The sequence below is a fragment of the Acinetobacter sp. V2 genome (assembly GCF_001188385.1).
Taxonomy (GTDB): Bacteria; Pseudomonadota; Gammaproteobacteria; order Pseudomonadales; family Moraxellaceae; genus Acinetobacter; species Acinetobacter oleivorans.
Map to the genome: position 1 here is coordinate 60,878 of NZ_JZFB01000007.1, position 9,224 is coordinate 70,101.

8 protein-coding genes and 1 pseudogene are annotated in these 9,224 nt (G+C 38.4%); 7 read left to right on the forward strand and 2 right to left on the reverse strand.

Going from position 1 to position 9,224, the window contains the following annotated elements; all coding sequences use genetic code 11:
* The first annotated feature begins 264 nt into the window (after window positions 1-264).
* From guaA to UC75_RS16800, 6 genes are all read left to right on the forward strand, one after another.
* Entirely contained in the window at window positions 265-1,833 is a 1,569-nt protein-coding gene (gene guaA, locus UC75_RS16775) for a glutamine-hydrolyzing GMP synthase (protein ID WP_004795322.1), read from the forward strand.
* Between the two features lie 188 nt (window positions 1,834-2,021).
* A complete protein-coding gene (locus tag UC75_RS16780) occupies window positions 2,022-2,549 on the forward strand; it encodes a PadR family transcriptional regulator (RefSeq protein ID WP_049838238.1) in 528 nt (175 codons plus the stop codon).
* A 60-nt stretch (window positions 2,550-2,609) separates the two neighbouring features.
* On the forward strand, window positions 2,610-2,915 hold the full coding sequence (locus UC75_RS16785) for a DUF3861 domain-containing protein (RefSeq protein WP_049838239.1): 306 nt from the start codon (window positions 2,610-2,612) through the stop codon (window positions 2,913-2,915).
* A gap of 160 nt (window positions 2,916-3,075) precedes the next feature.
* On the forward strand, window positions 3,076-4,023 hold the full coding sequence (locus UC75_RS16790; RefSeq protein ID WP_049838240.1) for a pirin family protein: 948 nt from the start codon (window positions 3,076-3,078) through the stop codon (window positions 4,021-4,023).
* Window positions 4,020-4,427 (forward strand): OsmC family protein, encoded by a 408-nt coding sequence (locus UC75_RS16795; protein ID WP_049838241.1) that lies wholly within the window; start codon window positions 4,020-4,022, stop codon window positions 4,425-4,427. Before UC75_RS16790 ends, UC75_RS16795 begins: the two co-directional genes overlap by 4 nt.
* 112 nt (window positions 4,428-4,539) lie before the next feature.
* On the forward strand, window positions 4,540-5,208 hold the full coding sequence (locus UC75_RS16800; RefSeq protein ID WP_049838261.1) for a glutathione S-transferase family protein: 669 nt from the start codon (window positions 4,540-4,542) through the stop codon (window positions 5,206-5,208).
* Window positions 5,209-5,248: 40 nt separating this feature from the next.
* Here UC75_RS16800 and UC75_RS16805 read toward each other — a convergent pair whose 3' ends face one another.
* Together UC75_RS16805 and argS are read right to left on the reverse strand one after the other, a co-directional pair.
* On the reverse strand, window positions 5,249-5,863 hold the full coding sequence (locus UC75_RS16805) for an SPOR domain-containing protein (protein WP_049838242.1): 615 nt from the start codon (window positions 5,861-5,863) through the stop codon (window positions 5,249-5,251).
* A 154-nt stretch (window positions 5,864-6,017) separates the two neighbouring features.
* Window positions 6,018-7,808: an arginine--tRNA ligase gene (gene argS, locus UC75_RS16810; protein ID WP_049838243.1), complete on the reverse strand. Its 1,791-nt coding sequence runs from the start codon at window positions 7,806-7,808 to the stop codon at window positions 6,018-6,020.
* 496 nt (window positions 7,809-8,304) lie between these two features.
* Here argS and maeA point away from each other — a divergent pair.
* Window positions 8,305-9,224: pseudogene (gene maeA, locus UC75_RS22195) on the forward strand (oxaloacetate-decarboxylating malate dehydrogenase); the annotation flags it as partial.

Here is a 9,224-nt window from a genome sequence, read left to right on the forward strand (position 1 = left end):
AATGCCTGTTTTATCGGGTCATCTTAACATCAAATTCATGGTGATGTTGCATAGAATGTGATGAATTTATCAATACGTATGAAGTTTTTAAGACTAATCCAGATGTTTGATAAATATAAGTAAATATTAATTTATGTCAAAGAATTCAACGATAGAAATGATTCGGAAATGAAAAAAATAAGATATATGATGATTTGCGGTGCGCCGAAGCGTGAAAAATGTTAAAATGGCGCGCTTAATTCTTTTGCCATTTAGTGGTTTGTCATGACTACCAATACTCAAATTACTGAAGATCGTATCCTGATTCTGGATTTCGGCTCTCAATATAGCCAGCTCATTGCACGTCGTGTACGTGAAGCCGGCGTTTACTCTGAAATGTATGCTTTTGATATGTCTGAAGAAGACGTTCGCGCTTTTAAGCCAAATGGCATTATTTTGTCAGGTGGACCTGAGAGTGTGCATGAAGAAGGCAGCCCACGTGCACCACAAGTGGTGTTTGAGTTGGGTGTTCCAGTATTGGGTATTTGCTATGGCTTGCAAACCATGTCTGAACAGTTAGGCGGTAAAGTTGAGCCGGGTACTGTACATGAGTTTGGTTATGCCGAAGTTGATATCGTTAAACGTGACCAACTGATTGGCAACTTACAAGATCGTGAAGACCAACTTCATGTTTGGATGAGCCATGGCGACAAAGTGAGCCAGATTCCAGAAGGTTTTAGCATTACTGCAAGCACACCAAGTTGTCCTGTTGCTGCTGTAAGTGACGAAACACGCCGTTTCTATGGTGTGCAATTCCACCCAGAAGTAACGCACACGGCAAAAGGTGAAGAATTACTTGCAAATTTTGTTCATAAAATTTGTGGATGTGGTGGTCTTTGGACACCTGAGCACATCATTGATTTGCGTGTAGAACAACTACGTGAACAGATCGGTGATGAAAAAGTTCTTTTAGGTCTTTCTGGTGGTGTTGACTCATCTGTAGTTGCTGCGCTTTTACATAAAGCAATTGGCGACCAGTTAACATGCGTATTTGTTGACAACGGTTTACTTCGTTTAAACGAAGGTGACCAAGTAATGCAAATGTTTGCTGAAAACATGGGTATCCGTGTTATTCGTGCAGATGCTGAACAACGTTTCTTAACTGCATTGGCTGGTGAAGTTGATCCAGAGAAAAAACGTAAAATCATTGGTCGTGAGTTTATTGAAGTTTTTGCTGAAGAAGCACGTAAACTTGATGGCGTGAAATTCTTGGCTCAAGGTACGATTTACCCAGATGTAATCGAATCTGCTGCAAGTAAACAAGGTAAAGCACACGTTATTAAATCTCACCACAACGTGGGTGGCTTACCAGACGATTTAGAGTTTGAGTTAGTTGAACCTTTACGTGACTTGTTTAAAGATGAAGTTCGTAAATTAGGTACGACACTTGGCTTACCTCATAGCATGATTTACCGTCATCCATTCCCGGGCCCTGGTTTAGGTGTTCGTATTTTGGGTGAAGTGAAAAAAGAATATGCAGATATTCTTCGTCTTGCTGATGATATCTTTATGCAAGAGCTTCGCGACAGCGGCTGGTATGACAAAACAGCTCAAGCATTTGCCGTATTCCAACCTGTTAAGTCAGTTGGTGTAGTAGGTGATGGTCGTCGTTATGCATGGGTAATCGCACTTCGTGCAGTTGAAACAGTTGACTTTATGACAGCTCGTTTTGCACATTTACCATACGAATTAGTTGATAAAATCTCAACACGTATTATGAATGAAATTAAAGATGTATCACGTGTTGTATATGACGTGTCATCTAAACCGCCAGCAACGATTGAGTGGGAATAATTTTCCCCTGTTAGTTGGTAAGGAAAAGGACGCGTTAGCGTCCTTTTTTATTACTTAACTTTTAAAGCCTAAAATTAATTTTAATAATTATCAAAATGATAAATCTATTCTTATTACTTATGCTTGATAAAAGATATATTAAGATATATCTTAATAATTATAAATTGATCATTTTTAGGTTTTAAAAGATGAAACAACAATCAGAACATCATCATGCCAAACACAGTGAGCACCATCGCGGGCATCACCGTTCGGGGCGCCGTGGAAGACTTTTTGAAGCTGGACGTATGAAACTTTTAGTACTTCACCTCATTCAGCAAAGCCCAAAGCATGGCTATGAAATTATTAAAGAAATAAGTGATTTGGTGGGTGATGGCTATACGCCAAGTGCAGGAACCATTTATCCAACATTAACCAGTCTGGAAGAAATGAATTTAATTAATTTGCTAGACGTAGAGCGTAAGCAATATCAAATCACAGAAGTTGGAGAAGCCTACTTAACTGAACAACAAGATAAGTTGAATGAGCTATTAGAAAAATTACGCCTTAGACGTGAAATTCACAGTAATGATGAATTAATCGAAATTCATCGTGCAATGGAAAACTTAAAGACTGCCTTGCGTTTGAAGTTGAACTCGGCAGGTTTACAGCAAGAGCAGATTTATCAAATTGCCGAAAAAATTGATCAAGCTGCGGTTGCGATTGGGCGCCTATAAGTCGACCTTAAACAGGTTGAAATTATTCAAAGTCATTAATTTTTAAGAGAGAATTTATATATGAAACAACATCAATATCATGTCACTGTACAACATCTAAAAAATGCGAAAGGAGAAGCCTCTACCTATACTGAACGTCTTGAGTTCTATGCGGGAAATCATGACGATATCTTTGAAATTGTTGAACGCTTAAAAAAAGCAGATTTTTTTGATGATGAAACTACAAAATCCTTTGGAGTTGGGCTAAAACTTTTTAGCGAAGTCATATTGGAAAATCGAGACCATCCACTATTTCAAGAGTTTTTTCCTCAATTTGGGCAATTTATGAAAAACTTAAAACAGCTCGTTAAAACTCAATCATCTTAAGCTGCTCAATGCAGCTTTATTATTTTTTATAATTAAAAAAATTGATTGTCTCATTCATAACACCCTGTGTATTACTAAAAGACTATATTGAATAATGAGTGTATTGTTAAGATTATTAGAACAACTCATTGCAAAAGCATAGGTAAAAGAGAGTAATATCATGAGCAATAATAATGATTACGATATTTCTGATTCAAAGGATTGCGAGAAATTTGCCAATCAGTTTATTCAGGAATTTCCAATTCGCTCTGCTGAAATTGGACAGGGGACAGTCATTAAGCGGGCTTTACCTAGCCGACAAAAGCGAATGATTGGAGCGTGGTGTTTCTTAGATCATGCAGGCCCAGTCACCTTTCCTGCGGGTGATGGTTTAGATGTTGGTCCTCATCCTCATATTGGTTTGCAAACCTTCACTTGGATGATTGAAGGGACCATGATGCATACCGATAGCTTGGGTTCAAAACAACTTATTCGACCTAAGCAAGTGAACTTAATGACAGCAGGTCATGGTATTTCACATACAGAAGTTGCACCTGATACAGAAACTCAAATGCACGCTGCGCAGCTTTGGATTGCTTTGCCAGATCAAAAGCGCAATATGGATCCGAAATTTGAACATTACCCAGAGCTACCTGTTGTTGAAAAAGACGGTCTAGAATTTACTGTTCTTGTAGGCGAATATTTGGCAACGACTTCTCCAGTAGTGGTTCATACGCCGTTAGTGGGTGTCGACTTAATTGCTACCGAAGATACTAAAACCCGTATTCCATTAAATCCTAATTATGAATATGGCTTTATGGCATTAGAAGGTGTTGCCCATGTAAATGGTCATGAGTTAACTGCTGACAACATGGTGGTTTTGGATACTGGACTGAGTGAAATTGAGATTGAAGTAAAAAAAGGCAATCGTATTCTTTTGATTGGTGGTGAACCGTTTGAAACGCCAATTTTACTCTGGTGGAATTTTGTTGCACGTACAATGGATGATTTAAAAGAAGCGCGTGAGCAATGGATTAACCATGATGCGCGTTTTGGTGAAATTCCAGATTATGTTGGTGCACGTTTAGAAGCCCCTGTTCTTCCAGATCAAATGAGAGCATCAAAATGACAGTAGTAATTGCAAGCAGTAAAGCAAAGCCTCTTGCTGAACAATGGAAGGGCGAAATCACCAGTGGACGTCATCAATATTTTTGTGATGAGCCTGAAAAACTTGAAGGGCAGGACCAAGGCCCAGCACCCTATGATTTGCTTACCGGAAGTTTAGCTGCATGTACGCTTATTACTTTAAGAATGTATGCGAAACATAAGGGTTATGATTTTGGTGAATTCTCGGTTGAAATTGATTTTCATACCAATAGAGAGCATGAAGAACATATTGAACGTCGTATTGTTTTTAAAGACTTACCCGATGAAGAACTTCAGCAAAAAATCTTAACGGTATGTAGTAAAACGCCAGTTACTAAAACTTTGTTACGTAGTTTAGACATTCATACTGTGCTTGTTACAGTGTAAAAATGCTATTTTGTGGAGGTGGATGATTTTATATCCATTCCACAAATGGAATAAAACAGCATGTTCACATGCTGTTTTTTATGTAAAAAGAAAAATAAAAGCAGGCAATAACATGATTAGTGTACACCACCTGGAATGTTCGCGATCGTTTCGAATTTTATGGGCTTTAGAAGAATTAGGCTTAGATTATGATATTCATTATTATCAACGCTTACCTAACTATTCCGCTCCAGAAACATTGAAATGTATTCATCCTTTAGGTAAAGCTCCGATTTTGACTGATGATGAGCAAGTCATCGCAGAATCTGCTGTGATTTTGGAATATTTACAGCAGCGTTATGATCAGAAGCAGCAATTTAAACCTACACAGCCCCAAGATTTACAGCAGTATATTTACTGGATGCACTATGCTGAAGGTTCACTTATGCCTTTATTAGTCATGACTTTGGTCATGAATAGTGTAAATAAGCATGTGCCATGGTTAATTCAACCCGTAGCAAAAAAAATCACGGAAGGGGTGAAGGCAAATTTTGTTCGCCCACGTATGAAAGATCATATTAGTTTTTTAGAAAACTATTTGGTAGAGCATGAATATTTCGCAGGCGATTTTTCATTTGCTGATATTCAAATGAGTTTCCCACTGGAAGCTTTGCAATCACGTTTGCAAGGGAAATACCCTAATATTCAGGCTTTTTTACATCGTATTCAGCAAAGACCCGCATTTCAGAAAGCGAAACAAAAGGGAATGGGTACTAATGAAAGGAATTGTGCTGATATTTAAAAGAAAAGGAACAATTATTTGTTCCTTTTTTATTTGCCCTTTACTTGCGTTTGATCACGATAGAATCAATGCCACTGTGTTGTAAGGTTTGTTGAGCGGCCAATGCAGCATCTTGGGAGTCATAAGGACCTGAAATAACACGATACCATATTTGTCCATTTTCACTACTTTTGACTACATCTGCAGATAAGCCATTCAAAATAATTTCTGCACGGCGAGCGTCAGCCTGATCGGGATCGTTATAGCTGCGAACCTGTAAAATATAGGTAGGCTGCTGAGGAGCAGTGACTGATGGATTAGCATCAATTCCTGCACTTTCTGAAGCTGCTGGTTGAGCTGCACTTGGTGCCTCAACAATCATGGCTGTACCTTGATTTTTGCTCTCAGGAATTGCTTGTTCCGGAATAGGTGTTACTTGTTGTTGAGGTAATAGATCGTAGAAACGATAGTCTTTATTGGTATCTTCTTCTTGATAGTGTTCAGAGGTAATCTGATTTTTTGCGGGAACAGGTTGCCAAGGTTTCCAAAGCATAAGCACTACAGCGATACATAAGACCGCCAAAATAGCGACAAGTGTCCCTAACCATTTAGGAATTAGGGGCTTTTTAGGCTTATTAGGTCTTTCAGATACACCGCGTTGCGTTTTGCCAAACACGTGGATTATTCCTCTGTATTTTGATTGTTTTAATTCGAGTTTGAGTCTCGTATTACGATGCTGAAACAGTGGTTCGTATCAGCTATTTTAACTCTACAAACCACTGCTTACTATATATTGCATGACCTTTATTTACTGTCATGCAATATAATTTTTACATAGATTCTGGTGCAGATACACCAAGCAATTCTAAACCATTGCGCAACACTTGTTGTACATTGATTGAAAGTAATAAACGTGCTTGTGTAAGCTCGGCATCATCGCTTAATACTTTATGTTCATTGTACCAACCGTGGAACAAGGCAGCTAACTCTTTTAAGTAGTTACCCAACTGATGTGGTTCATACGCATTTGCAGCTCGTAACACTGCATCTGGATAAGCTGCCAATTTAGAAAGAATTTCAGTTTCAGCATCAAGAGACAAGCGTGCCGCATGCGGGCGAGCAGTGTTTACATCGAATTGTAGGTTTGTGCTTGCTGCTTTTTCTAACATGCGGCAAATACGTGCATGCGCATATTGGATGTAATACACAGCATTGTCTTTACTTTGTGACACAGCAAGGTCAAGGTCAAAGTCGATGTGTTGTTCGCTCTTACGCATTACGTAGTAGAAACGAGCCGCGTCATTGCCCACTTCTTTACGCAAGTCACGTAAAGTCACGAACTGACCTGAACGAGATGACATTTGAACCATCTCGCCACCACGCCATAGACTTACGAACTGAACTAAAAGTACAGTTAATTTTTTAGAGTCGTAACCCATAGCATCAATTGCCGCTTTTACGCGAGAAATATAACCGTGGTGGTCAGAACCCCAAATGTCGATTAGGTCCGTATAACCACGTTGTAATTTATTCAAGTGATATGCAATGTCTGATGCAAAGTATGTAGTTTGGCCATTACGACGTTTAACAACACGGTCTTTTTCATCACCAAATTCAGTTGATTTAAACCAGATGTTGCCATCTTTTTCATAAAGGAAGCCTCGTTGATCAAGTGTTTCTAAAGCTTCATCAATTTTTGCACTAAGAGACGCTTCACTAAACCATTGATTGAAGGTTACACCGAAGTCAGCAAGGTCATCTTTAATGTCATCTAAAATGGCATGAAGAGCAGCTTGGTGGAATACACGGTAGCCTTCACCTAATAATTGTTGTGAATTGGCAATAAGGCCATCAATATGTTTTTCTTTGTCGCCAGATAAAACGACTTTATTGCCGTCGCTATCTAGTTCTTCTGCATATTGTACGTCTTCTGGCACATCTTTATAGACATCAGCCACTTCACGAAGGTAGGCATCGCCATCTTTATCAATAATAGTCTGTGCGATTTCTTTAACGTAATCGCCTTGATAAGCATTTTTTGGAAATACAAGGTTTTGACCAAGTAATTCTAAATAACGTAAATAAGTAGAAGTCGCCAAAATGTCCATTTGACGGCCGGCATCATTCACATAATATTCACGATCAACTTTAGCACCTGTTGCTTCGAGTAACGTGGCAACAGTCATACCATATGCAGCACCACGGCCATGTCCTACATGTAGACTAGACGTTGGGTTTGCAGAAACAAATTCAACTTGAATCTTTTTCGCTGCATTTGCTTGGCTGCGACCAAAGATTTCTTTTTGTGCTTGAATCTGGTCAAGAATAGCAAAGCGCTGGTCTGCATTTAAAAAGAAGTTAATAAAACCAGGCCCTGCGATTTCAGCTTTGCTGATATCTGCAACCTCTGGTAATGCAGCTAGAACTTTCTCAGCTAAATCACGTGGTTTCATACCAGCAGCTTTCGAGCCGATCATGGCAATATTAGAAGCAAAGTCGCCATGGCTTCGGTCTTTGGTGCGTGTTAAGTTGCTTGTGTTTTTCCAGTCGGAAGGAAGCACCCCTTCTTGTTGAAGAGTTTGCACTGCATGGTCGAGAGCTGCTTGTATTGCCGTATTCATATCAATCGAAAATAGATGTCGCAGAAAAACGTCAAATATAGCAAATTTCCTAGGAGTTAGGGGAGTGGATTTAATATTCGAATAATTCTTTTTGTGCCACTTACTGAGTATTATTTTTTAAATGAATATTGCAGGGTGGACTGTCTCATTATTCTAAAAACAAATAAATACAAGCCTTCTGTGATTTTCTAATCAGTAAATGACACTAAAAACCTACTATTATTTTCTGTGGAAATATATGGTAGTATTAAAATATATGGTTTAGGCCGCTAAAATTAAAATAATAAAAGTTTTTTTAAAAGTATAAAATTATTAAGCTGCTGATATTTATTGTTTATTTTTATACATGTTTTAACTAAATAGTCTTTAATTTTACCATCACAGTTTAAAATATCTATTTTGAACGAATTAGGCTTAAGCTTATACGCACAAAGAGTTTTAGAGACCATACAAAAACGTGTTTTTCTCTACTCTAAGCTGGAAAATGAGATAGGCAATGATATCAGGACACCCAAGTAAACACCCCCTTTATATCCCATATGCAGGTTTTACACTTTTAGAGTTACCACTTTTAAATAAAGGTTCTGCTTTCACTGAAGAAGAAAGAAGTAACTTTAACTTACACGGTTTACTCCCCCATATTATTGAAACTATTGAAGAGCAGAGCCAGCGCTCTTATCAACAATATTGCGCTTTCACTGATGATATCAATCGACATATCTATCTGCGTAATATCCAAGATACCAATGAAACTTTGTTCTATCATCTAATCGAAAATCATCTTGAAGAAATGATGCCGATTATTTACACCCCAACAGTAGGTGAGGCATGTCAGCGTTTCTCTGATATCTATCGTCGTCATCGTGGTGTTTTTATTTCATATCCAGATCGTGATGTGATTGATGATATTTTGCAGAACGTAAATAAAAATAATGTAAAAGTCATCGTGATTACTGATGGTGAACGTATCTTAGGTCTTGGTGACCAAGGTATTGGCGGAATGGGGATTCCTATTGGAAAACTTTCGCTTTACACAGCTTGTGGTGGGATTAGTCCAGCTTATACATTACCAATCACAATTGATGTGGGGACGAACAATCCACAACTGTTAAATGATCCGATCTATATGGGTTGGCGTCAGCCGCGTATTAGCGGCGATGAATATTACGCATTTGTAGATATGGTGATTGATGCTGTGAAGCGTCGTTGGCCAAAAGCATTAATTCAGTTTGAAGATTTTGCACAAAAAAATGCGATGCCACTTTTAGAAAAATATCGCGATAAAATTTGCTGTTTTAACGATGATATTCAAGGAACAGCAGCAGTATCTGTTGGTAGTTTAATTGCTGCGAGTCGTGCAGCGGGTAAGCAATTAAAAGATCAAAAAATTGCTTTCTTAGGTGCAGGTTCGGCGGG